Origin of the sequence: Stenotrophomonas sp. LM091, from assembly GCF_001806305.1 — a bacterium.
GTDB lineage: Bacteria > Pseudomonadota > Gammaproteobacteria > Xanthomonadales > Xanthomonadaceae > Stenotrophomonas > Stenotrophomonas bentonitica_A.
Genome location: NZ_CP017483.1, coordinates 1,665,822 through 1,686,461, shown reverse-complemented (window position 1 = coordinate 1,686,461; position 20,640 = coordinate 1,665,822). Strand labels below are relative to the sequence as shown.

Here is a 20,640-nt window from a genome sequence, read left to right as displayed (position 1 = left end):
CGCACCGCGTTGAAACCCGACAGACCCCGCGCAAGCGGGGTTTGTTTTTTGGGGCGGGTGGCGGCGCATGCGCGCGGATGCCACCCTTGAAGAACTGGGCACGGTCGTGGCACTCACGGGCGAGACCTTCCACGTGTCGACCACCGCCGCACGCCCCAATCTGACTCGTTCGCCCGACGAGACCGTCGACGGCCACTTCCCGGGGCTGCCGTGGTATCTGGACGACCTGCGCCCACAGGGCTTCCTCGGGCGCACGTTCGCGCATCGTCGCGGGCGTGACCTGGGCATCCCCGACGACCTCAATCGCTGGCAAGTGGGTGACACCCTGCAGGCGCTGGTACGTGCAGGCGGCACCGGGATCGGTGACCTCCTGCTCGGCGGCGATGCCGTGCAGATGGCGGGTCCAGGAGATGGGCCAGCGTTTCGGTTGATGTGAGGGGTGCAGTGGAAAGCGCCTACTGGCCTCCACTACACTGTGCGGCCGCAAGGGCCTATAGCTCAACGGTTAGAGCAGAGGACTCATAATCCTTTGGTTCCAGGTTCGAATCCTGGTGGGCCCACCATTGAATCAGGCACCTGGCAGCAACCGCGTGTGGGCGAAAGCATAAGTTGGCCGTTTTGGCCAACTTGTACTAGAGCGTAATGCACAAGTTGGCCGATTTGAGGCCTCTGTAGATTCGCCGGCCTAGGCACTTCAATGGCTTATGTGCCGCAAGTGGCAATTTTGCCGGATGCGGCCAACTTATGCTGAAGTGCCCATGCACCGTCTACGTGAGGGTTAGGCTAGAAGACTACGACGACAGATCTAACAGTGGTGCATCCAATGACGGCTGTGCGCACTGCGGGAAAGTGTCGCTGCCGTAAGCGATCCGAGAGCCGACATCCAATACCGCCGCCGCTTTCCAGACCGAACCAGTTGTGCCACCGCGTTCACCGCGGCCCCGCCAATGCGACGGCATCGGCCCCAGCCGGAAAATGAAACTGGTCGGCAGCGTCGTGCACGGCCCGCCACACCGCTTCGGCCACATCCTGGGATTGCGTCGTCGCCTGCGGACGGGCGAAGGCTTCGAAGATCGGACGAGCGAAGTCCGCATAGGTGTCGGGGATGAGGCCATTCATGCGCTCGGCCCCATTCTCGGCGAACCGCGTCGTCGGGCCGTAGCCGGGTTCGACCAGCTTGACCCGGATGCCGAACGCGCCCAGTTCATGCGCCAGCGAACCCGTGAAGCCTTCGACTGCAGTTTTGCTGCCCGTATAGGCGGCAGCGAGCGGCATGCTGGCCAGGGTGACGCTCGAGGTGACATTCACGATCGTGCCGGTCCGGCGCTCGCGCATCTGCGGAATCACGGCCTGCACCATCGCCATCGTGCCGAACGTGTTGGTCTCGAACACCTCGCGCACCGATTGCATCGACGTAGCCTCGAAGGCACCGACGACACCGATGCCCGCGTTGTTGACGAGAACATCAATCGGGCCCGCCTCGGCGACGGCCCGCGCGATGCTGCCGGCATCGGTGACATCCAGCGCGACCACCCTGATGCGGTCGGACGCGGGCAGGAGGGAGGGATCAGGGCGGCGCATCGTTGCGACGACCTTCCATCCTTGCCCGTGGAAGTAACGGGCGGTTTCCAGTCCGTAGCCGGAGGAACAACCCGTGATCAGGACAGTCTTCATTGCAGGAACTCCGTGGTGGTTGGGTGTGACCACGATAGGCCCAAGGCAAAGGACTATCGATGCTGTAAAGTCCAAGAAACATTGGCCATAGTCCTGCCATGACCGACCCCCTCGCCGAACTGATCACCCTGCTTCGACCCGCCAAGGTCATGGGCAAGAGCATTTCCGGCGCCGGGCGATGGGGCGTCCGCTACGCGCCATTCGGCCACCCCGGCTTCTGCGTGGTGACCGACGGTGCGTGCCATCTGCAGGTCGATGGCGCGTCCCCGCTGCGCCTGGAAGCGGGCGACTTCGTGTTCCTGCCCGCGACACCGGGATTTGTTCTGTCCGGGTTCGAGCCTGTCGAGCCGCAGGACATCGACCCCGCCACCGTCATGGGTCAAGGTCATGAAATGCGTCATGGCACTCTTGAGGGAGAGCCAGACGTGCGCATGCTGGGCGGCTATTTCGTCTTCGATTCGCCGGACACGGCGTTGCTGGTAACACTGCTGCCACCGGTCATTCACGTCCGGGGCGAAGACCGTTTCGGTGTGCTCGTGCGCCTTGTGCGCGAGGAAGCCATGCAATCGCGAGCGGGGCGCGACCTCATCCTGACCCGGCTGGTCGAGGTCCTGCTTATCGAAGCCTTGCGCGCGGCACCGGGCGACGCTGCGCCGGCAGGCCTGCTGCGCGGTCTGGCGGACGAGCGCCTGGCCCTGTCGATCCGTGAGATCCACCGCGATCCTTCGCGCGCCTGGACGGTGGAGCAATTGGCCAAGGTCGCGGCGCTGTCTAGGTCGGCCTACTTCCAGCGCTTTACTCGCGCGGTCGGCATGCCGCCGATGGAGTACCTGCTCGCCTGGCGCATGGCGATCGCGAAGGACATTCTCGATCGTCAGGACCTGATGATCGAGAAGGTAGCCGAGCGCGTGGGCTATTCGTCGGCGAGTACGTTCAGTACGGCCTTCACTCGCTACGTGGGTCGCCCGCCGAGTGGCTACGCCCGGGAGAGACGGCAAGTACGCTCCCGTGCGCCCTGAGGTGCGCTTCGGATCGGAAGCGATACCAGCACCCCGCCTGCGGCTCGTCGCGGTGGAACTCCTCTGGTCACCCTTCTGGTCACGCCTGAGTCCAAGAAGGTCAAGCCCGCCCCATCAGGCTACAGAGGCCTTGCCCGCCAGGCGGGCCGTCTCTGCATCGTCTCGCCAGCCTGCCGTTGCACCACCATCCACGCTGAAGTTCTGCCCGGTTACCCAGCTGGACTCATCCGATGCCAGATACAGAGCCATGTAAGCCACGTCTTCGCCGGTGCCGGCACGCTGGATCAACGCATGTCGCAACTGCCAAGCCTTTGCTTCAGCATCAACGGCCTTGTCTGTGGCCGGCGTGCTGATGAAGCCGGGCGCGATTGAGTTCGCACGCACTCCATAGGGCGCACCCTCTGCGGCCAATGCACGGGTCATCGAGACGATGCCCCCTTTTGCGGTGGCATGCGCTACCTGCGCCAGTGGTTGGATCCCCAGCAGGGCAGAGTATGAGGCGATGTTGATCAGCGATCCGCCATTCTTGATCAACAACGGCCACGCCGCATTGGTGGTGTGAAACACGAGATCCAGCTCGACGTTCATGACGTGACGCCACAGCTTCAAATCCATCTTATCGAAGGGTGCGAACCCAAAGCCGGCGGCGTTGTTGTAAAGCACATCCAGACCACCCATCTTCTCTGCGCCCTCACGAACCCACTTGGCAGCATCATCGGGATCGGTGAGGTCGACAGTGCTGGCGAAGGCGGAGTAACCCGCGCTGCGCAGTTCCTCCGCTGTCGCTTCGGCTGCACCGGGTCGGAAGTCGCAGCCGATCACTGTTGCGCCCTGCTGCGCGAACAGGCGCTGTGCCACTGCCCCCTGTCCGCCACCGGTTCCGGTGATGAGGATGCGCTTGCCGTCAAGACGGCCTGGCTTGATGCTGCTCATGGTGAACCTCTCGTGTGTCAGTGGATCGGGACGAAGGTGCCGCTCAGGCGGTTTCAAGCGTGGGATAGTCCACGAGCCCTTCCGCGCCGCCCGAATAGAAGGTCGACTTGTCCGGCGTGTTGAGCGGGGCGCCGGAGCGAAGGCGCTCAGGCAGGTCCGGGTTTGCAATGAAGCTGCTGCCAAACACAGTGGCGTCGGCGCGGCCTTCAGCAAGCGCACTCTCGGCGCTGGCCTTGTCCAGGCCGCTGCCGAGCAGGTAAGCACCGTCGAATCGCGGCCGCAGCAGTGCGTGGTAGTCGGTTTCGCTTCCAAACAACGCAACGTGCAGATAGGCCAGCTTGAGCGGCTTCAGTTGATCGACAAGGTAGGTGTAAGTTTCGACCGGGTTGGCGTCACTGACATCGTTGAAATTCATCTCCGGGGAGATCTTCAGCCCCACACGGTCCGCACCCGCCTCTTCGGACATGGCCTGCAGAACCTCGATCACGAACCGTGCGCGATCAGCCAGAGTCCCACCATACTCATCCGTGCGATGGTTGGTGGTGGAGGACAGGAACTGTTCCGGCAGATAACCGCTGGCTCCGTGCAACTCGACACCATCGAAGCCTGCTTCGATCGCCCGGCGGGTGGCCAGGCGATAGCTCTCGACGACCTGCTGCACCTCTGCAGTCGTCAATTCATGCGGGACAACGAAGTCCTTCTGGCCTTCCTGGGTCCAGGTCTGTCCACTGGCCTTGATGGCCGACGGCGCAACCGGCTGCGCGCCTTCCGGCAGAAGCAGGGGGTGCGACACGCGACCGGTGTGCATGATCTGCATGAAGATGCGCCCACCGCGTTCATGCACTGCGGACGTCACACGCTTCCAGGATGCGATCTGCGCTTCGGTCTCGATGCCCGGGGTGCGGACATAGCCCTTGCCGACCGCAGACGGGAACACGCCCTCGCTGATGATGAGGCCGGCCGTGGCGCGTTGCCCGTAGTAGGTAGCGACCATTTCTTCCGGGACGCCGGCATCATCGGCACGGGAGCGTGTCATGGGGGCCATGACGATGCGATTGGCAAAGGTGTAGCGACCCACCTGGACTTCGGTAAACAAGGCGCTCATGTGCAATTCCTGGCCGGTCAGCGGCCTGCATCTGGGGGAGGCCTCCATCGTCCAGAACTGCGCGTACGGGATAAAGCTGGTAATCTGGAAAATATTGCTCCATAGGTGACGCAATCATGGAACTGTTGAACGACATGGCGCTGTTCGTCGAGGTCGTGAAAGTGATGAGCTTCCGCCGCGCGGCGGAAATCACCGGCATCCCCAACTCCACTATTTCCAGACGCATCAGCGGCTTGGAGAAGGCGATCGGACTGCGCTTGATGCACAGGACCACGCGCAAGCTGGAACTGACCGAGGCCGGCCACCTTTATTACGAGCGGTGCAAGCACATCGTCGAAGAGGCGCGACTGGCGCACGAGCAGTTGGGGAACATGCTGGCCCAGCCGGCGGGCGTCCTGCGCGTATCGATGCCGGTTGACTTCGCAGCGATGTACCTGGCCGAACACATTGCGGACTTCGCGCGGACGTACCCGGGGATCAGCTTTGAGTTTGACCTGACGCCCCGACGCGTTGACCTGTTCACCGAGGCCTTCGATGTGGCAATCCGTATCGGTGAGTCGGAGAGCTCGAGCCTGATTGCGCGGGCGATCGCCAGCTTTTCGGCAGAGCTGTATGCCTCACCTGAGTACCTTGAGAGCGCCGGCGAGCCGAAGCAACCGGAGGACCTGGTCGCGCATCAGTGTTTCCACATGCAGCGTGACGGAGAGTGGACGCTCCAGAATGGCAAGGAAAAGCGGAAGATTCCCGTCGGAGGCCGCTTCATCGTCAACAGTATCGGCATGATGCGGCGCTTGGGAGGGCTTGGGATGGGCATCATCCTCATGCCTCCAAAGGCCGTGGAAGAGGATGTCGCGGCGGGCAGGTTGCAGCGGGTTCTGAGGGACTGGAAGGGAGTCCCCCTCACGGCTTATGCAATGACTGAGACGCGACTGCTGCCAGCCAAGACACAACGATTCATCGAGTTCCTCCGCGACAGGCTGGCGACCTCCACCGCGCTGCCGCTGGGCGTGCCCTGAGGCCCGACTCGACTAGACCTGGACACTGCGCTGCTGGATGCTCGCCGGAAGATGCAGCACCAGATAGTCGATCAGGCTGCGCACGGAGGGCAGCATCCCGCGGGGCGGTGGGTATAGCAGATGGATCACGTGGGTTGTCGCCGACCAGTCGGGCAACACTACCTCCAGCATTCCCGACTGCACCGCACCTGACACGATGGGCTCGGGCAGCAGAGCCACACCCAATCCATGGATGGCACCTTCCAGCTGCAGCCGCAGGTCATCCGAGGACAACCGCGGGCCGTGCTCGACGGTTACGGCCTCATCATGGCTGGACGTAAGCAACCACCTAGGCTGTCCCTCGAAGGCGTCGCCCAGGCGACTGATCGTGCTGAGTCGAGCCAGATCTTCCGGCCTGCGTGGTCGGCCCGCCTGATCCAGTAGGGCCGGGCTGGCAACCAGCACCCGGCGCGCGCGCCCCAGCTCCCGCGCCACCAGACCCGCTGTATCGTCCATACGCACATGCGCCCGCACCGCGAGATCGAAGCGCTCCTTCAAAAGGTCCGCCTCGGGGTCACGGGTATCCAGCTCGAGCTTGACCTTGGGATGTGAGACCAGATAACCAGGCAGGATCGGGGCGAGATAGCTCTGTGCCATCACTTGCGGGCAGCTCAGGCGCACGGTTCCTGACGGTTCGCGCTTGAGGTCGGCCACACTTTCAAAGGCACTCTGTGCGCCCTCCACCAGGCGGCTCGCCTGGGCGTAAAAACGCTCCCCTGCTTCAGTCAGGGCAATACGTCGCGTGGTTCGCTGCAACAGGCGGACACCCAGAGCGTCTTCCAACGCAGCCACTCGGCGGCTCAACCGGGTCTTCTCGATCCCGGATGCCCTCGCGGCAGCTGAGAATCCGCCGTGGCGAACAACGGCAGCGAAGTACGCCAGATCGTTAAGATCATCCATCTCGTCATCATTGGTGCATATGAGCACCAGTCTTTGGTGATTTGGCGATCTTATCGCACGAATGGTGCAAATGTAGCCTGATTACCTTCGGCGCAGCTGCGCCTTGGTTATTGGAACTACTGATGAGAATGGTCATGTCCGGCGTGGCGAACGCCGTTCAAGCAGAGCACGGGGCGCACTTCACTGCCCGCCGACTGGTCCTGGAAGATCTGCAGGGACTGGCCGCGCCGGTGATGGGACTGGATCACTATCGGATGCGCGGTCCGACCTTTGCCCCGCACCCGCACGCTGGGTTCTCCGCCGTTTCATATTTGCTTGAGAACTCGGCGGGCAGCCTTCGCAACCGAGACTCACTCAACCACGATGTGGTCATCGCCCCCGGTTCCATCGTATGGACCCAAGCAGGCACAGGCATCGTGCACGATGAATTCCCAGCTGGTGTAGGCCGGGAAGTGCACGGCGTCCAGATCTTCATCAACCAGTCGCGGCGTACCAAGTCACTGCCCCCACGTGTGATGCACGTGGCAACGGGCGAGGTCCCGGTTGTCATGGACAGAGAACTGAACCGTACACGCGTGCTGAGCGGGCGGCTGTCCGGTGCGAGCAGCCCATTGAACCCTGCCGAGCCCTTCGATCTGTTCGATGTCCAGCTCATGGGGACATGGGCGTACCCCGTGCCGGCGACCCGCAATGTACTTGTGTACGTGTTATCCGGGACAGTTGATGTCCGTGTCGGGGATGAGGTGCGACGAGCCGGTGCCTTCCAGGCAATCGCTGCACGCTTCACCAAACCTGGCCAACTGCAGATAGTGGGCTCGGACGCCGCGCACGTTCTCGTACTTGCAGGTACCGATCCGGGCGAACCGGTGGTGATGAACGGCCCCTTCATCATGAACGACTCGAAGCAGCTTGCTGCTGCCTTCGATCGCTACACACGCGGAGAGATGGGCCGATTGATGCCATTGGAGGGCACCGTATGAACGCACCTGTGTCCCCGGAGCAGCGCTTCCGCCGATGGGTCTACAGCTCGTTGACCGTAGGTCTGTTGCTGTTCCTGTACTTCATCATCGCAGACCTGCACATGCCCGTGAGCCCGGAGGCGCGCCTGGGGCGGAGAGTCGTTCAAGTCGCTCCAGAGGTCAGTGGGCGAGTGGTATCCATCCATGTCCAGAACAATCAAAGGGTGGCGCGCGGAGACGTGCTGTTCACCATTGATCCGACGGATTACGCGCAGGCCGTGGCCGATGCCAAACTGCAGCTGGAGGCAAGCGAACGCGACAACCGGGCGATCGACGCCAGCATCGCGGGAGCCAAGGCACAGCTTCTGGCGGCGCGTACCCAAGCCGTGGAATCCTCGCGCCAGGCGGCGCGCTACAAAGCGCTTGCCGGCAGCCAGTACGTTTCGCAGCAGTCCGCCGACGAACTGGCTGCGGCCAGTGCCGTGGCTGCTGCCCAGGTCCAGATCGCCGAACGCGAGCTGCAGCGTCTGGCGGTTGAGCGCGGCGCGCTGAGCGGCGACAACCTGAGTGCACGCCAGGCACTGGTCCGTCTGGAAACAGCGCACACCAGCCTGGGGCGCACATCCATCCGCGCTGCCAGTGAAGGCATCGTCAGCAACATGCAGTTGGAGCAAGGGGCGTATGCGGCGGCCGGCGTGGCCCGGCTGGCGCTGGTCACCCCCGCGCCCACGCTTTATGGGGACTTCCGCGAGAAGTCCCTGCGCAATGTGGTGAACGGGGACCGTGCAGCCGTGGTGTTCGACGCGCGTCCGGGGGAGGTTTTCCGCGCCGAGGTGATCGGCATCGATGCGGGTGTCCGTAACGGCCAACAGGCCGCCGATGGACAGCTGGCTGTCACCGAACAGACGGATCGCTGGGTACGTCAGGCCGAGCGTGCGCGGGTGAACCTGCGGCTGCTCGACGCCCCTGACGCGTCGCTCATCACGGGGGCGCGCGCCACCATCCAACTGTATCCGCATGACAGCGGCGTGCTCGATGTCATTGCAGATGCCCAGATCCGGTTGATCAGCTGGTTCCACTATGTCTACTGATTCCACGCCCCCCTCCCTGCGGCACACACTGACCGAGAACGATTGGGCCCAGGTCAAACGGTTGGTTTTCGGGGGCGTGCTGGCGTTTACCGTGTCAAAGGGATTCGGGTGGAACTATGGGCTCTTCTACGCCATTTACCCGTTGCTTTTGATGGGGCTCGTTCCGCTGTTCAGTGCCCACATCGCACGACAATTCCTGTACAGCGCGGTCGTCAACGTCACCGCAACTACGGTCATCGCAGGTATCTTCGCCCGCTATCCGGCAGTCATGACCTCGCTGGTGCTGATCTTTTCGGTCGTCTGCTTCTGGCTGATGGCAACGGGGCGGGCCTTTCTGTTTGGTGCGATGTCGCTTGCCTCAACCCATACGCTCGTACATCTGGCCAGCTATCCCGAAACCGATGTACTGAACCTCTATGGTAATCATGTATGGGCTACCGTGATGGCGGTAGCAGTGGCGGCGATCGCCTATGCGCTGTTCCCTGACCGATCGCCCCGCCAGCCACCGCCGCGAATGCAGAAAACCACCAGCACGGTCCGCCACCAGATCCTTCTGGGCAGCATCGGGGCAACTCTATCCTTCGTAGTCTTTCAGGTCGCTGACCTGCGGGACTCGTTGTCAGCGCAGGTCGCCACGCTGCTGATTCTGTTTCCGATGACCTGGAGCGGGTCGAAGATGGCCAGCCTGCAGCGCATGACCGGGACGGTCGTCGGTTCCGTTCTTGCCCTGCTTATCCAGCTCCTGCTTTACACGCACTACGATCGCCTTCTGCTGGTCATTCCCTTCTATGCGTTCGGACTGCTGCTGTTCGCCGCGGAGCACGCGCGCGAGGCATCCGGCCCCGCGCGGGGCTTCGGAGCACTGACGGGGCTGGCCGCCCTGTTCGGACTTGCCACCCCATCCACGGACCTTTTTACCAATTCCCTCTACCGGATCAGCTCGGTGACGCTGTCGGTGGGGGCCACGTTGTTTTTCCTGTACGCCACGCACCTTGTGCTTAATCGCTTTGCAGCCACGCGGCTGGAAGCCCCCCGCCAGTCAAACTGATACCTCACAGGCAGTGGCCAACGCGTCCGGCTGCGCACTTTCCAATTAAACCACTGGTGCAGCAATCTTATCCGTTTAGCCATCTTTATCCCGTCCATGCGGAGGAGCAGAATTCTCCCATCGCAACGACGGAGCACCTTGATGGCTCACCCCACTACACCTGAGTTTTCCCTTGTGCCGCTCAACCGCGGCGGCAACGGGGGCCACTTTCGCGCCGATGGCCTGCGCGGCCAGGCCGTTTCACTTTCCCCCTTCCTCGGCGTTGATCACTACTGGATGAGTGGCCCGACTTTCCCGCCCCACTCGCACTCGGCCATGTCGGCCGTCTCCTATCTGCTGCAGGATTCGGAGACGGGTATGTCCAACCGTGATTCGATCGGCACCGAGAATCTCATTCGTCCAGGCGGACTGCACTGGACGACTGCGGGGCGCGGGGTGGTGCACGAAGAAGTTCCTGCGGAACCTGGCAAGTCGGTACACGGCCTGCAGATCTTCGTCGCGCTTCCCGAATCAGATCGCAACATCGCCCCGTTCCCTCTGACCATTGAAGCAGACGCGGTTCCCGTCATTCACCAACCAGGCGTGCGGATTCGCATACCGGTGGGTCGCTACGCCGGCCAGCAGTCACCGTTGGTACCTCCGACCGATGTAACGATTCTGGACATCACGCTGGAACCCGATGCGCACATCGAGATCCCTCTGCCGGCGGATGAAGCCTTGTTTGCAATGCCCATCCGCGGCGCGGTGGAGATCCAAGGCGAAAGGTTTGCCTCGGATGACCGCAGCGTCCCTGTCTTTGGCGAGCGCCCTTCACCGCGCACGCTTGTACTGTCCGCCCGCGAGGGCGCTGCCCATGTCGTGTTGTTCAGCGGCCGTCCCTTCCCACTGCACTAACCCCGACCAGGAGAATCACCATGAAACAGCAACGCTTCACTGCCGAAAACACCGCCCTGCTGCTGATCGACCACCAGGTTGGCACCATGCAGCTGATCAAGAACATCGATACCGCCTTGGCGGCCAAGCAGTCCATCGCCTTGGCCAAGATGGCCAAGATCCTCAACCTGCCCACCGTCATCACCTCGAGTCAGGAAGAGAACGCGCAGGGGCCGATCCTGCCGGAGATCGCTGAGATCCTCCCAGAGGCCTATGCCGCTCGCGTCAAGCGTCCGGGCGTGGTCAACGCCTGGGCGTATCCGGAGTTCCGCGATGCAGTGCTCGCGACCGGCCGCAAGAACCTGATCATGGCCGGTGTCACCACCGACGTATGCCTGATCTTCCCGTCCATTGATGCCGCCCTGGAGGGGTTTGCCGTGCAGGCGGTAATGGATGCGTCGGGCTCGCCGAGCGTTCTCTCTGAAGAGCTCTCCCGCCAGCGTATGCACGACGCCGGCGTGGTGCTGACCACTACCAACACCCTGATGGCTGAAATTGCCGAGGACTGGTCTACCCCCAATGGCCAGCAGCTGATCGGGCTGCTGTTCAGCGACGTGTTCCCGGCCATGGGTGCCGGCATCGCCTGAGTCATTGCAAAAGGCATCGATCGGGGCGCAATGCGCCCCGATCGAGTTTCCGTGTGCTTACCATGGTCTGGGACACGTGTGGCCGACATGCAAAACGAACAGTCTGAAATCCTGATCGTCGGAGGTTCCCTCGCAGGCCTGACATTTGCACTGGCGTGCGCAAGGCGCGGTATGCCGGTGCGCATCATCGAGCGCTCCCTCGGTCATCTGCGCGGTGGCGACAGCCTCACTGTAGACCTGAACATCCTCAAGGCAGTGGTTGGCTTCGATCCGCGCAGCGCCCCCGCACTGCAGGTTGTCCCGGCCTATCGCGACCTCACTACATGGAGTGCCCTGTATGGCTGGCTGCGCGATCGCGCAGCAGATACGCCGGGAATTATCATTGAGCAAGGCAGGAGTGTTGCTCTTGTCGCTGATGACCACGAACAGCCAACGGTCACGCTTGACGATGGGACCATCCGCACGGGCCGGGCGGTGATTGGTGCAGATGGCTACCGGAGCATGATCCGCCGTGTAATCTCCCCCGAGGCACCATTCGCGCAGTATGCGGGCTACCTCGTCTGGCGCGGCCTGGTGGACGAGCGGTTGCTCTCGCGGCCTGTGGCATGGCCTTCAGATGGCGGGCTCTGGATAGACTTCATTGGCGGCTATCGGCTGGTGGCCGCCGCACTGCCTGGACAGGACGGTTCGCTCGAGCCAGGAAAGAGGCAGATCACCTTTGCGTGGTTCGATTCACACCAAGAGGCGTTGCTACGTGACACAGGCTGCCTGACGGAAGACGGCAGCATCGTCGGAACACTGGCGCGAGGGATGATCGACCCCGCCGTGCGCGAGGCGTTGCTGGCGAAGGTCCACTCAGTCTGGCCGCCAACGTGGGCGGAGGCAGTCAAGAAGGGAATCACCGTCAACAATGTACTGAGCGGAGCCCCCATCGCCGAATACCGGCCCGAGCGGTTGGCTCGTGGCCGACTTGCCGTCATTGGCGATGCAGCGCATGTGGTCTCACCGATGACCGGCCGTGGATACCTGACAGGTGTTGAAGACGCCGAGATCCTGGGGCAGTCGCTTGCGGACACCCAGCACTTTCGAGATGTGCCCGCGGCGCTGGCAAACTATGAGTCAGCCAGACTCCCGTATGTGAGGGGCTTGGTGGCACACTCCATCAGGATCAGCGGCGATTTCCGACAGTACGCCGCACGAGCGTAAGTCGGACATCAGGGACGCGATCACATCATCGGAACTCTTCAACCCCCAGCCACTGCCGAGGCCGGTCGCGGTGGCTCTGTAGAACCGAATTTCGATCCATCCGCACCTACGTCGATGGACTGTATGCCGGTCTTCAGCGCACCGGAGGAGCTGCGCGTGTACGAAAACGCGTTCCATCCGCTGGGTAGCGTCGCCGCTGAGATCTTCCGCTCAGGCGCGGAATGGCTGGAACGCGTGTTGGCAGGTGAGTTGAGCGAAGCCGGTCGCGATGTACGTCACTACGTGCAGCGGAACGGCACTGTCAGCGATGGAAATGCCGACCCATGCTGGTGGCTGGGTCAGGGTCCTCCGGCCATTGCCTAGCTCCGCAAGTCAGAAAGCAATGCTGAACAGAGTAGAGTATGGCGTGGACGTTATCTGCAGATCCGCTAGTTGTACGCCGGTGCATAGCCGATCTAGAACTGGACGGTCAGAAAGGCCGGAGGCAGACGTTGCCTTTGTGCTTGAGCCAGAGAAGATGAATGCGCACAATCTCTACGTCGCGATGACTCGGGGGAGCAATAAGCTAATCGTCTGCTCTAGTTCAGCGCGACTGAGCTTCTAGCGTTCTTGCCTAGGCATCTCGAGGTCTCATCAGTCATAGCGGTTATCCATCCCCATTGCGGCCAACTTATGCTGTAAACGTAGGTCGGCTTGAGGCCACTGGAAGCTTGCCGCCCTGGGCGATTCAGCTAATTATGGGCCGTTGATTGTAGTTTTGTAGGCTGCGGCCAACTTGTGCTGTAAGCATGTGGTCAACTTATGCTTGCGCCCACACGCGCTGCCGATGCGCAGGCGCGACAGCCTCTTCCATGGTCACGGCGATGCACTTCTTTTGCTGAGAAGGTGATTTGCGAGTTCCTTGCCGCGGCGCAGTTGGGCGCCCTCCAGGCCAGCTGCGGCATTGTTCAAGAACGAGGCGCCATACCGACTTGAACCTGTGCGGAAGAATGCTTCGGCGTATGCATAGGCCATGACCGGGTCTTTCGAGGCCAATATGCCGTTCTTGTAGATGTCGCTCAAACGCACGTACGCGTTTGATTCGCCGGCCGCTCCAGCGGACTCGAGGAATCTGACGGTGTTCTGTTTGTAATCGCGGATCAGATCCGGATCCAGCGAGTTACGTTCGTCTTCAAAGATCCTCGAAGCGTATAACGCGTAATCGAGCTGGGCGCGGATGTTTCCATGCTCGGCGGCATGGGTGATCGCGGTGAACACCTCTTCGGGACTCAGCGGCTCAAGCCAAAAATCCCGGCACAGCTCGTCGGTCGTACTCCTGATGTGACCCGCGGTGGCGGAGGCCTCGCGATCAATCTGACAACGCAGATCTGTTTCAACCAGTTCGTATGCCGACGTGGCACTGGCATCGGCAGGATGCTCGCCGCCTGCCTTCGCCGAAGGTCTGGTCGGCTGGTTCATCAGGCCGGGCGTTCTGGATGCTTCCTGATCTGATCGCGCAGCCGGGTCAGAAGCTTGCGCTGCTCCGCCAGCAGAGATTGGCAAGGGCGTGGGGTTTTGCCGGGTAAGCGATAGTCCAGCGGTTGCTGACAACGCGACAGCCATGACAGACGCCGCTACAACCGTCGTGCGTTTCATCGTGTATCCGGTCCCCTGAAAACCCAGCATCGGCTGAGCGTAGATGTATGCGGCATCTGCTGCTCTCAGCATGCTACAGCCAGGATCGGATGCCAACGACCATGAGCCCGTTGGCGGCGCGGCATTGAAGGTTTCACCGGAAACTTCTGTGGCGAGGTCCCGCACCGCATATGAAATCGCATGGAATAGGAATATACAAAAATAGAAACACGGCACATTTCGTTTTTGTTAAGTGCGTGTCAACTATCGTTCCGCCCCGGTTTGCGGCGCCAGTAATGGCTTTGCCGATTTCGCGATGTGGTTTTTCGCATCGCTTCATGTGCGCTTGCCGGTAGTGCGGCGCAGTTTTCCATCGGCCACGTGCCGATTGGCTTTCAGAGAGGTTGAATCATGAAGTTTCTCATCATCCCGGCAGCCCTTGCCGCGTCATTGCTTGTGTCCGGTTGTACGACCAGCAGCTGGATCCAGGCCGCCGGTGGCGTGATGCAGGCAAAGGACGACTACGACAAGCAGGCGCGCCACCAGCGCATCCGCGACGCCAATGCGGCGGCCGCACGTGCGCGCCGACAGTGAGTGCCGTCCCCATGACCAAGGCGATCCTGCTGGCGTGTGGTGTGGCCGCAGCGCTGTCTGGATGCATGCCCAGCGTCCTGCAATATGATCGCGGCAATCCGGTCGTGATGAGTTCGCTGCAGCAGGGCGCGACGCGCGAGTCGGTCCTGAGCGCCGCGGGCCGGCCGCTGGACGCGATGGTGCTGCCCGGCATCAACGGCGTCTGCTACAACTACCTTCTGCGCAACCGCGGCAATACATCGCCCTACTATGTGGCCTTCAACGCGCAGGGGCGCGTCGTCAACGCAGGCTATATCGCCTGCGAGAAGGCTCTAGCGGCGGGGTACCTGGACGCCAGTGAGCCGATCAAGCAGCGCTATTGATTGATCGACAACGCGGTGCGCACGCGTGTCATCGCAGCAACGATGGCGCCTGGTCGATCCGCCAGGCGCCATTCAACGCAAGCACCACCGCGAACGTTCCGCACAGCAACACGTCGGCCTCATTGTTCTCGCGCAGCGAGTGGTCGGCGCCGGGCAGCATGAGCACTTCGACCTCCCCGATGAACGCATGCCGCTCGTGATGCCGGGCACGTACCATTTCCCGGTATGGCCCGCGAAGTGTGCGCACCACCGGCCGGTTGCCTGCGGCCTGCGCCGCTTTTTCAAGATCGATCACGTTGCCGCGCGGCATGCGCCAGACGATCCGCTCGGGTTGGCCGAACCACTCCAGTGCCTTCACCTCGCGGGTATGAAGGGCGCGCTTGGGTGGCGTGCGGCTCAATGCCAGCGCTGCGCGTCGGCTGCGCAACGCAATCCACAGCATGCTGCCCACGATGAACAGCCCGGCGGCCATCAGGTATACGAACACCAGCCCGAACCATGGCGAGCTGTTGGGAATACCAAACAGCATGGCAAAGAAGATGAGCAGCATCACCCCCTTGATCCACTCGACCTTGGTGTTCCTTGTCGCCATGCCGCATCCCTTGAGACACCCGCAACACGCGGGGAGCCGGCCATTCTGGACCGCAAGGGGGTGCTCGTCAGCTGTTGGGGGACTTCTTTCGCAGGCTCCCCGCACGGCGCCTTTGGTCCCCGTGTCATTCGGCAGGTGTCGCTGGCCCCGCGGCTTGCTAAAACAGCCGTCAACCACCTCTCAGGTCATGGATGATGAACCGACGCCACTCACGGTTGTGCGGCTGCCTGGCAACGCTGCTCCCTGCGGTCACCTGTGCGGCTGTGGACCTTGCCGCGCTGGACAAGGACATGGTCGGCCCACGCATGGAGATTCTCGTTCTCGGCAGCGTGCACCTGAGCGAGTACAGGGATTTCGACCGAGCATCGCTTGATCCCGTATTGGACAGGCTTGCCGCGTTCAAACCGGCGTTCATTACGATCGAAGCGCTCAGTGGCGAGCAGTGCGATCTGGCGATGCGTCACCCATCGGTCTACGGCAAGGATTTCTGTGCGAGCACGGAGACGGCGAAGACGGGCACCGGCCTCGATGTGCCTTCCGCAATCGCTGAGATCAACACGCAATTGAAGGTGTGGCCAGCGGCGCCCACACCTGCGCAGCGTCGCAGGCTGGCCGCCGTGTTCCTGGCCGCCGGTGAGCGGGCATCGGCGTACGTGCAGTGGTTGCAGCTGCCCCAGGCCGAACAGCACGCCGGCGACGGATTGGATGGGACCCTGGTCGAGATGCTGGAGCAGTTCGGTACGCGCAACAACGAGGACTATCAGATTGCCGCCCGCCTGGCGGCGCGGCTGGGGCACCAGCGCGTGTACCCGGTCGATGACTACACCGGCGGGAGGCACCAGATTCCCGATCGCGAGGCCTTTGGAAAGGCGGTACAGGATGCATGGAGCAAAGACCGGTCCCAACTGCAGCCGGTCATTGACGAGCAGAAGCGCCTCGTCACCGCCAAGGACATGCTCTCGCTGTACCGCCTCACCAATGCGCCGCGGACGCAGGCGGTGATGGCCGAGTCCAACGTGCGCCCGGCCCTGGCCGCGGTGTCCGTGCAGCACTATCCGCAGATGTGGGTGCAAGGGTGGGAGATCCGCAATCTGCGCATGGTCGCCAACGTACTGGATGTGGTTCGCCTCCACCCCGGCTCCCGCGTGCTCTCCGTCGTCGGTGCCTCGCACAAGCCCTGGTTCGATGGTTGGCTGGCCCAGATGTCCGGCGTGGATATCGTGGATGCAGAGGACGTGCTCAAGGAATAGAGCGCGCACTTCGTCGGTGCCACGATGGAGGCTGCCGTGGGCCCCCGTGCCATCCGGCACGTGGCCCGACCTGCATCGGCCTGCTAGAAAGGCGGCCACGGACCCCTCTTGAGGTGATGCATGAAGCAACGCGTGTTGTCGGCCTGGGTGATGGCCCTGATCCCGGTCTGCGCCCAGGCGCAGATCGACCTGGCGAGCCTGGACAAGGACATGGTCGGCCCACGCACGGAGATGCTCGTGCTGGGCAGCGTGCACCTCAGCGAGCACGAGGCCTTCGATCCCAAGGCACTGGACCCGTTGCTGGACAGGCTGGCCGCCTTCAAGCCCGGCTACATCACCATCGAAGCCATCAGCGGCGAACAGTGCGACCTGGCCAAGCGCCACTCCGCGATCTACGGGGATGACTACTGCGCCAGCACGGAGACGGCGAAGACGGCGACCGGACTGGACGTGCCCGCTGCGATCGTGCAGGTCAACAAGACGCTGGCATCCTGGCCGGCATCACCCACGCCCGCGCAGCGTCGCCAACTGTCCGCCCTGTTCCTTGCAGCAGGGGAACGGGCATCCGCGTACGTGCAGTGGCTGCAGCTGCCCGTGGCCGAGCGACGGGCGGGCGATGGCCTGGATGGCACCCTGGTCGAGCTGCTCAGGCAGATCGAAGCGCGCAGGAATGAGAGCTACCAGATCGCCGCGGTGCTGGCCGCGCGGCTCGGCCTGCCGCGCGTATACGCGGTGGACGACCACACCGGTGACAATCACCAGATCGCGGACCGCAAGGCATTCAGCGCAGCGCTCCAGCAGGCGTGGAGTGGGTATGGCCCCACGTTCGATGCCATGACGGAGCGCGAGGCGGCCTTCATCGCGTCCAACGATCTGCTCTCGCTGTATCGCAGCGTCAACGATCCTGCCGCGCTGCAGGTGCTCGCCGAGTCCAACGTGCGCCCAACGCTGGCGGCCGTGTCACCGCAGCACTACCCGCAGATCTGGGTGCAGGGCTGGGAGATCCGCAACCTGCGCATGGTCGCCAACATTCTCGAGGTCGTGCGTGACCACCCCGGTTCCCGCGTCCTGTCCATCGTCGGCGCGTCTCACAAGCCGTGGTTCGATGGGTGGCTGGGGCAGGTCTCGGGGGTGGATATCGTGGATACGCAGACAGTGCTCGGCGGGGAGGGCGCGACGACGACGCAGCCTGACGCGCAGCACCCGACCCCCTAGGCGGCGTCTGCGTGTGAGGACGTCATTGCCTTCGCGAGCACCTCGAACACCCGCGCATCCTGCGCCTGTGCAGCGTTGAAACGCAGGAAGCCGGCGGCGCGCAATGACGGGCTGAAGGCATTGCCCGGTGCCAGCATCACGCCTTCAGCGAGGCAGCGGCGCGCGATCGCGGCGGCATCCAGGCCTTCGGGCAGGCGGCACCACAGCAGCATGCCGGCCTGCGGCACCGTCCATGGTGTGATGCCAAGGGGCGCCAGTCGCGCCAGGGTGAGTTCACGCGCCGCGGTCAGCCGCACCCGCACGTGCTCCAGATGGCGCCGATAGCCACTGTCGGTCAGTGCGGCGTGCAGGATGTCGGCGGCCAGGCGCCCGCCACCGAAGCTGGTCGCGATCTTCAGGTCGGCGAGGCCGTCGATCCAGTCGCGGCGCGCGGCGATATAGCCGCAGCGCACGGATGCGGACAGCGTCTTGGAAAAGCTGCCGACCTGGATAACCCGCGACAGGCCATCGAACGCGGCCAGCCGCGGCGCGGGCGTGTGCTCGAAATCGGCGAACAGGTCGTCTTCGACGATGATCAGGTCGCTGCTGTCGGCGAGGGAGAGCAGCCGGTGTGCGGTGGCCGGCGAGAGCGTGGCGCCGGTCGGGTTGTGGATGCCGGAGTTGGTGATGTACAGGCGGGGTGCATGGGCCTGCAGCGCCGCGGCGAAAGCCTCCACGTCCGGGCCGTTCGGCGTGTAGGGCACGCCCACCACCTGCACGCGGTGCGCCTTGAGCAGCGCCAGGAAATTGAAGTAGCACGGGTCGTCGATGAGCACGGTGTCGCCGGGCTCGAGCAGGAAGCGGCAGATCAGGTCGACCGCATGCGAGCCCGATTCGGTGAGCATGATCTGTTCGGGTGCCGCCTCGACCGCGTGTCCGGCCAAGCGGCGGGACAGCAGTTGGCGCAGCGGCGGCAGGCCCAGTGGCGAGGCGTAATCGGCCAGCGCGGTGCTGCTCGCGCGGGCGGCGCTGCGCAGGCCGCGGCGGATCCCCTCGACATACATCCAGTCGCTGGGCAGCCAGCCGCTCCCGGGCTTGAGCACGCCGGCCTCGGGGTCCAGCGATTGCCGTGCCAGCCATAACGGATCGACCTGGCGATCGCGCGGTGGCCCCATCTCGGCCAGTGCCAAGGGCGCAACCGGGCCGGCCGCATAGAAGCCGGAGCCGGGCCGCGACTGGATCAGCCCCTCGGCCGCCAGCCGTTCATAGGCTTCGACCACGGTGGATACGGACACCTGCAGTGTCTTGGCCTGTGCGCGTACCGAGGGCAGCCGTGCGCCGGGTAGCCAGCTGCGGTCATTGAGGCGGGCACGCACGCTGGCCATGACGGCCTCGATGCGGGTGGTGGGGAAGGTCATTGGAGCATCCGTACGGGTCGTTCGGCCATAACAGTTACGGCAAAGTGTATTGGACTGTACATGGAGTAGCGCCGCGCCGCCGTGGTCCACTGGCCGCCCCTCAAGGATGTCGGCATGGACAACGCAACCCGCGGCTGGATCAACGGTTTCATCGGTGTGGTGATCTTCGCCGGCTCGCTGCCGGCCACGCGGATCGCGGTACTGCAACTGGACCCAATCTTCCTGACCGCCGCCCGCGCCAGCATCGCGGCGGTGCTCGGCGGCATGCTGCTGCTCGCCCTGCGTCAGCCGCGGCCCACGCGCGCATCGCTGGCGCCCTTGCTGGTGGTCGCCCTTGGCGTCGTCGTCGGGTTCCCGCTGCTCACGGCCTTGGCCTTGCAGCACGTGTCTTCGGCTCACTCGATCGTGTTTCTCGGGTTGCTGCCGTTGAGTACCGCGCTGTTTGGTGTGCTGCGCGGCGGTGAGCGGATGCGTCGGGGGTTCTGGTTGTTCTCGGTGCTCGGCAGTGCGGTGGTGGTGGGCTACGCGCTGTCGACGGGAATTGCCGCCTCCCTGCAGGGCGACCTGTTGATGCTGGCGGCGGTGCTGGTCTGTGGGCTGGGCTATGCCGAAGGTGCGCGACTGTCGCGCACGCTGGGGGGCTGGCAGGTCATCAGCTGGGCCCTGGTGCTGTCCTTGCCGTTGATGCTGCCGCTGGTGGCCCTGCGCTGGCCCTCATCCCTGGCGGCCGTGGACGCGCCGGCGTGGTTCGGCCTGGCCTACGTGGCGGTCTTCAGCATGCTGGTCGGTTTCATGTTCTGGTACCGCGGGCTGGCCCAGGGAGGGATCGCCGCGGTTGGCCAGCTGCAGTTGCTGCAGCCGTTTTTCGGACTGGTGCTGGCGGCGCTGCTGCTGCATGAAACCGTGAGCTGGGCGATGCTCGTCGTGACGATGTGCGCGGTGACCTGCGTGGCCGGTGCGCGCCGCTTCGCGCGCTGACCCGGATCGGTCGCCGGTGCCGCTGATCCACGGAGTGGCGTGGCAGGCGTCGCCCCGCCGGTTTGAGGCCACCCGGCGACTGCGTTATCCTGCGCGCCGCTTTCGCTGCCTCGGCAGGACCCTTGTGA

At 63.5% G+C, this 20,640-nt stretch carries 22 protein-coding genes and 1 tRNA gene; 16 read left to right on the top strand and 7 right to left on the bottom strand.

The window, feature by feature from the left end; all coding sequences use genetic code 11:
* Positions 1-67 precede the first annotated feature (67 nt).
* Together BIZ42_RS07400 and BIZ42_RS07395 are read left to right on the top strand one after the other, a co-directional pair.
* Positions 68-436: a hypothetical protein gene (locus BIZ42_RS07400; RefSeq protein ID WP_070426028.1), complete on the top strand. Its 369-nt coding sequence runs from the start codon at positions 68-70 to the stop codon at positions 434-436.
* 51 nt (positions 437-487) lie between these two features.
* A tRNA-Ile gene (locus tag BIZ42_RS07395) sits at positions 488-563 on the top strand.
* A gap of 367 nt (positions 564-930) precedes the next feature.
* Here BIZ42_RS07395 and BIZ42_RS07390 read toward each other — a convergent pair.
* Positions 931-1,674: an SDR family oxidoreductase gene (locus BIZ42_RS07390; protein WP_070426027.1), complete on the bottom strand. Its 744-nt coding sequence runs from the start codon at positions 1,672-1,674 to the stop codon at positions 931-933.
* Between the two features lie 98 nt (positions 1,675-1,772).
* On the opposite strand from BIZ42_RS07390, the gene BIZ42_RS07385 reads away from it, so the two are divergent.
* Positions 1,773-2,693 (top strand): AraC family transcriptional regulator, encoded by a 921-nt coding sequence (locus BIZ42_RS07385; protein WP_070426026.1) that lies wholly within the window; start codon positions 1,773-1,775, stop codon positions 2,691-2,693.
* Between the two features lie 114 nt (positions 2,694-2,807).
* On the opposite strand, the gene BIZ42_RS07380 is transcribed toward BIZ42_RS07385, so the two are convergent.
* Together BIZ42_RS07380 and BIZ42_RS07375 are read right to left on the bottom strand one after the other, a co-directional pair.
* Positions 2,808-3,626 (bottom strand): SDR family NAD(P)-dependent oxidoreductase, encoded by an 819-nt coding sequence (locus BIZ42_RS07380; protein ID WP_070426025.1) that lies wholly within the window; start codon positions 3,624-3,626, stop codon positions 2,808-2,810.
* 43 nt (positions 3,627-3,669) lie between these two features.
* Complete coding sequence (locus BIZ42_RS07375) at positions 3,670-4,731, bottom strand: alkene reductase (RefSeq protein WP_070426024.1); 1,062 nt, start codon at positions 4,729-4,731, stop codon at positions 3,670-3,672.
* Positions 4,732-4,847: 116 nt separating this feature from the next.
* On the opposite strand from BIZ42_RS07375, the gene BIZ42_RS07370 reads away from it, so the two are divergent.
* Positions 4,848-5,747 carry a LysR family transcriptional regulator gene (locus tag BIZ42_RS07370; RefSeq protein ID WP_070426023.1) on the top strand — a complete coding sequence of 300 codons (900 nt, stop codon included), beginning with the start codon at positions 4,848-4,850 and terminating at the stop codon, positions 5,745-5,747.
* A gap of 12 nt (positions 5,748-5,759) precedes the next feature.
* Here the strand turns inward: BIZ42_RS07370 and BIZ42_RS07365 are convergent, their stop codons facing one another.
* Positions 5,760-6,686 carry a LysR substrate-binding domain-containing protein gene (locus tag BIZ42_RS07365; protein ID WP_070426022.1) on the bottom strand — a complete coding sequence of 309 codons (927 nt, stop codon included), beginning with the start codon at positions 6,684-6,686 and terminating at the stop codon, positions 5,760-5,762.
* 122 nt (positions 6,687-6,808) lie between these two features.
* Here BIZ42_RS07365 and BIZ42_RS07360 point away from each other — a divergent pair, with 122 nt between their 5' ends.
* From BIZ42_RS07360 to BIZ42_RS07330, 7 genes are all read left to right on the top strand, one after another.
* A complete protein-coding gene (locus BIZ42_RS07360) occupies positions 6,809-7,666 on the top strand; it encodes a pirin family protein (RefSeq protein WP_083279813.1) in 858 nt (285 codons plus the stop codon).
* The gene (locus BIZ42_RS07355; RefSeq protein ID WP_083279812.1) at positions 7,663-8,736 is read left to right on the top strand and encodes an HlyD family secretion protein; all 1,074 of its coding nucleotides are present in this window, start codon (positions 7,663-7,665) and stop codon (positions 8,734-8,736) included. The genes BIZ42_RS07360 and BIZ42_RS07355 overlap by 4 nt, the downstream gene beginning before the upstream one ends.
* A complete protein-coding gene (locus tag BIZ42_RS07350; RefSeq protein WP_070426020.1) occupies positions 8,726-9,784 on the top strand; it encodes a DUF2955 domain-containing protein in 1,059 nt (352 codons plus the stop codon). The genes BIZ42_RS07355 and BIZ42_RS07350 overlap by 11 nt, the downstream gene beginning before the upstream one ends.
* A gap of 141 nt (positions 9,785-9,925) precedes the next feature.
* Complete coding sequence (locus tag BIZ42_RS07345) at positions 9,926-10,678, top strand: pirin family protein (RefSeq protein ID WP_070426019.1); 753 nt, start codon at positions 9,926-9,928, stop codon at positions 10,676-10,678.
* Positions 10,679-10,698: 20 nt separating this feature from the next.
* On the top strand, positions 10,699-11,304 hold the full coding sequence (locus BIZ42_RS07340) for an isochorismatase family protein (protein WP_070426018.1): 606 nt from the start codon (positions 10,699-10,701) through the stop codon (positions 11,302-11,304).
* 87 nt (positions 11,305-11,391) lie between these two features.
* Entirely contained in the window at positions 11,392-12,510 is a 1,119-nt protein-coding gene (locus BIZ42_RS07335; protein ID WP_070427473.1) for an FAD-dependent monooxygenase, read from the top strand.
* Between the two features lie 123 nt (positions 12,511-12,633).
* Positions 12,634-12,873 carry a hypothetical protein gene (locus tag BIZ42_RS07330; protein ID WP_070426017.1) on the top strand — a complete coding sequence of 80 codons (240 nt, stop codon included), beginning with the start codon at positions 12,634-12,636 and terminating at the stop codon, positions 12,871-12,873.
* A 492-nt stretch (positions 12,874-13,365) separates the two neighbouring features.
* Here the strand turns inward: BIZ42_RS07330 and BIZ42_RS07325 are convergent, their stop codons facing one another.
* Complete coding sequence (locus tag BIZ42_RS07325; protein ID WP_156785704.1) at positions 13,366-14,145, bottom strand: hypothetical protein; 780 nt, start codon at positions 14,143-14,145, stop codon at positions 13,366-13,368.
* Positions 14,146-14,535: 390 nt separating this feature from the next.
* Here BIZ42_RS07325 and BIZ42_RS07320 point away from each other — a divergent pair, with 390 nt between their 5' ends.
* Both BIZ42_RS07320 and BIZ42_RS07315 read left to right on the top strand, forming a co-directional pair.
* Complete coding sequence (locus tag BIZ42_RS07320) at positions 14,536-14,718, top strand: hypothetical protein (protein WP_026069841.1); 183 nt, start codon at positions 14,536-14,538, stop codon at positions 14,716-14,718.
* A gap of 11 nt (positions 14,719-14,729) precedes the next feature.
* Positions 14,730-15,080, top strand: a complete 351-nt coding sequence (locus tag BIZ42_RS07315) for an outer membrane protein assembly factor BamE (RefSeq protein ID WP_019183602.1) — start codon at positions 14,730-14,732, stop codon at positions 15,078-15,080.
* A 28-nt stretch (positions 15,081-15,108) separates the two neighbouring features.
* On the opposite strand, the gene BIZ42_RS07310 is transcribed toward BIZ42_RS07315, so the two are convergent.
* Positions 15,109-15,633 (bottom strand): hypothetical protein, encoded by a 525-nt coding sequence (locus BIZ42_RS07310; protein ID WP_156785703.1) that lies wholly within the window; start codon positions 15,631-15,633, stop codon positions 15,109-15,111.
* Positions 15,634-15,866: 233 nt separating this feature from the next.
* On the opposite strand from BIZ42_RS07310, the gene BIZ42_RS07305 reads away from it, so the two are divergent.
* Both BIZ42_RS07305 and BIZ42_RS07300 read left to right on the top strand, forming a co-directional pair.
* Positions 15,867-16,922: a DUF5694 domain-containing protein gene (locus BIZ42_RS07305; RefSeq protein ID WP_070426014.1), complete on the top strand. Its 1,056-nt coding sequence runs from the start codon at positions 15,867-15,869 to the stop codon at positions 16,920-16,922.
* Between the two features lie 120 nt (positions 16,923-17,042).
* On the top strand, positions 17,043-18,137 hold the full coding sequence (locus tag BIZ42_RS07300; protein WP_070426013.1) for a DUF5694 domain-containing protein: 1,095 nt from the start codon (positions 17,043-17,045) through the stop codon (positions 18,135-18,137).
* On the opposite strand, the gene BIZ42_RS07295 is transcribed toward BIZ42_RS07300, so the two are convergent.
* Positions 18,134-19,534, bottom strand: coding sequence for a PLP-dependent aminotransferase family protein (locus tag BIZ42_RS07295; protein WP_070426012.1), 1,401 nt, complete (start codon positions 19,532-19,534; stop codon positions 18,134-18,136). The two genes, BIZ42_RS07300 and BIZ42_RS07295, sit on opposite strands and share 4 nt — an antisense overlap.
* A gap of 114 nt (positions 19,535-19,648) precedes the next feature.
* Here BIZ42_RS07295 and BIZ42_RS07290 point away from each other — a divergent pair, with 114 nt between their 5' ends.
* A complete protein-coding gene (locus BIZ42_RS07290; protein WP_070426011.1) occupies positions 19,649-20,512 on the top strand; it encodes a DMT family transporter in 864 nt (287 codons plus the stop codon).
* Positions 20,513-20,640: the final 128 nt, after the last annotated feature.

What these genes read in the sequence shown, in the direction of transcription:
- BIZ42_RS07400 (WP_070426028.1), top strand. Translation starts at nt 68, where the DNA reads ATGCGCGCGGATGCCACCCTTGAAGAACTGGGCACGGTCGTGGCACTC.
- BIZ42_RS07390 (WP_070426027.1), bottom strand. Translation starts at nt 1,674, where the DNA reads ATGAAGACTGTCCTGATCACGGGTTGTTCCTCCGGCTACGGACTGGAA.
- BIZ42_RS07385 (WP_070426026.1), top strand. Translation starts at nt 1,773, where the DNA reads ATGACCGACCCCCTCGCCGAACTGATCACCCTGCTTCGACCCGCCAAG.
- BIZ42_RS07380 (WP_070426025.1), bottom strand. Translation starts at nt 3,626, where the DNA reads ATGAGCAGCATCAAGCCAGGCCGTCTTGACGGCAAGCGCATCCTCATC.
- BIZ42_RS07375 (WP_070426024.1), bottom strand. Translation starts at nt 4,731, where the DNA reads ATGAGCGCCTTGTTTACCGAAGTCCAGGTGGGTCGCTACACCTTTGCC.
- BIZ42_RS07370 (WP_070426023.1), top strand. Translation starts at nt 4,848, where the DNA reads ATGGAACTGTTGAACGACATGGCGCTGTTCGTCGAGGTCGTGAAAGTG.
- BIZ42_RS07365 (WP_070426022.1), bottom strand. Translation starts at nt 6,686, where the DNA reads ATGGATGATCTTAACGATCTGGCGTACTTCGCTGCCGTTGTTCGCCAC.
- BIZ42_RS07360 (WP_083279813.1), top strand. Translation starts at nt 6,809, where the DNA reads ATGAGAATGGTCATGTCCGGCGTGGCGAACGCCGTTCAAGCAGAGCAC.
- BIZ42_RS07355 (WP_083279812.1), top strand. Translation starts at nt 7,663, where the DNA reads ATGAACGCACCTGTGTCCCCGGAGCAGCGCTTCCGCCGATGGGTCTAC.
- BIZ42_RS07350 (WP_070426020.1), top strand. Translation starts at nt 8,726, where the DNA reads ATGTCTACTGATTCCACGCCCCCCTCCCTGCGGCACACACTGACCGAG.
- BIZ42_RS07345 (WP_070426019.1), top strand. Translation starts at nt 9,926, where the DNA reads ATGGCTCACCCCACTACACCTGAGTTTTCCCTTGTGCCGCTCAACCGC.
- BIZ42_RS07340 (WP_070426018.1), top strand. Translation starts at nt 10,699, where the DNA reads ATGAAACAGCAACGCTTCACTGCCGAAAACACCGCCCTGCTGCTGATC.
- BIZ42_RS07335 (WP_070427473.1), top strand. Translation starts at nt 11,392, where the DNA reads ATGCAAAACGAACAGTCTGAAATCCTGATCGTCGGAGGTTCCCTCGCA.
- BIZ42_RS07330 (WP_070426017.1), top strand. Translation starts at nt 12,634, where the DNA reads ATGCCGGTCTTCAGCGCACCGGAGGAGCTGCGCGTGTACGAAAACGCG.
- BIZ42_RS07325 (WP_156785704.1), bottom strand. Translation starts at nt 14,145, where the DNA reads ATGAAACGCACGACGGTTGTAGCGGCGTCTGTCATGGCTGTCGCGTTG.
- BIZ42_RS07320 (WP_026069841.1), top strand. Translation starts at nt 14,536, where the DNA reads ATGAAGTTTCTCATCATCCCGGCAGCCCTTGCCGCGTCATTGCTTGTG.
- BIZ42_RS07315 (WP_019183602.1), top strand. Translation starts at nt 14,730, where the DNA reads ATGACCAAGGCGATCCTGCTGGCGTGTGGTGTGGCCGCAGCGCTGTCT.
- BIZ42_RS07305 (WP_070426014.1), top strand. Translation starts at nt 15,867, where the DNA reads ATGAACCGACGCCACTCACGGTTGTGCGGCTGCCTGGCAACGCTGCTC.
- BIZ42_RS07300 (WP_070426013.1), top strand. Translation starts at nt 17,043, where the DNA reads ATGAAGCAACGCGTGTTGTCGGCCTGGGTGATGGCCCTGATCCCGGTC.
- BIZ42_RS07295 (WP_070426012.1), bottom strand. Translation starts at nt 19,534, where the DNA reads ATGACCTTCCCCACCACCCGCATCGAGGCCGTCATGGCCAGCGTGCGT.
- BIZ42_RS07290 (WP_070426011.1), top strand. Translation starts at nt 19,649, where the DNA reads ATGGACAACGCAACCCGCGGCTGGATCAACGGTTTCATCGGTGTGGTG.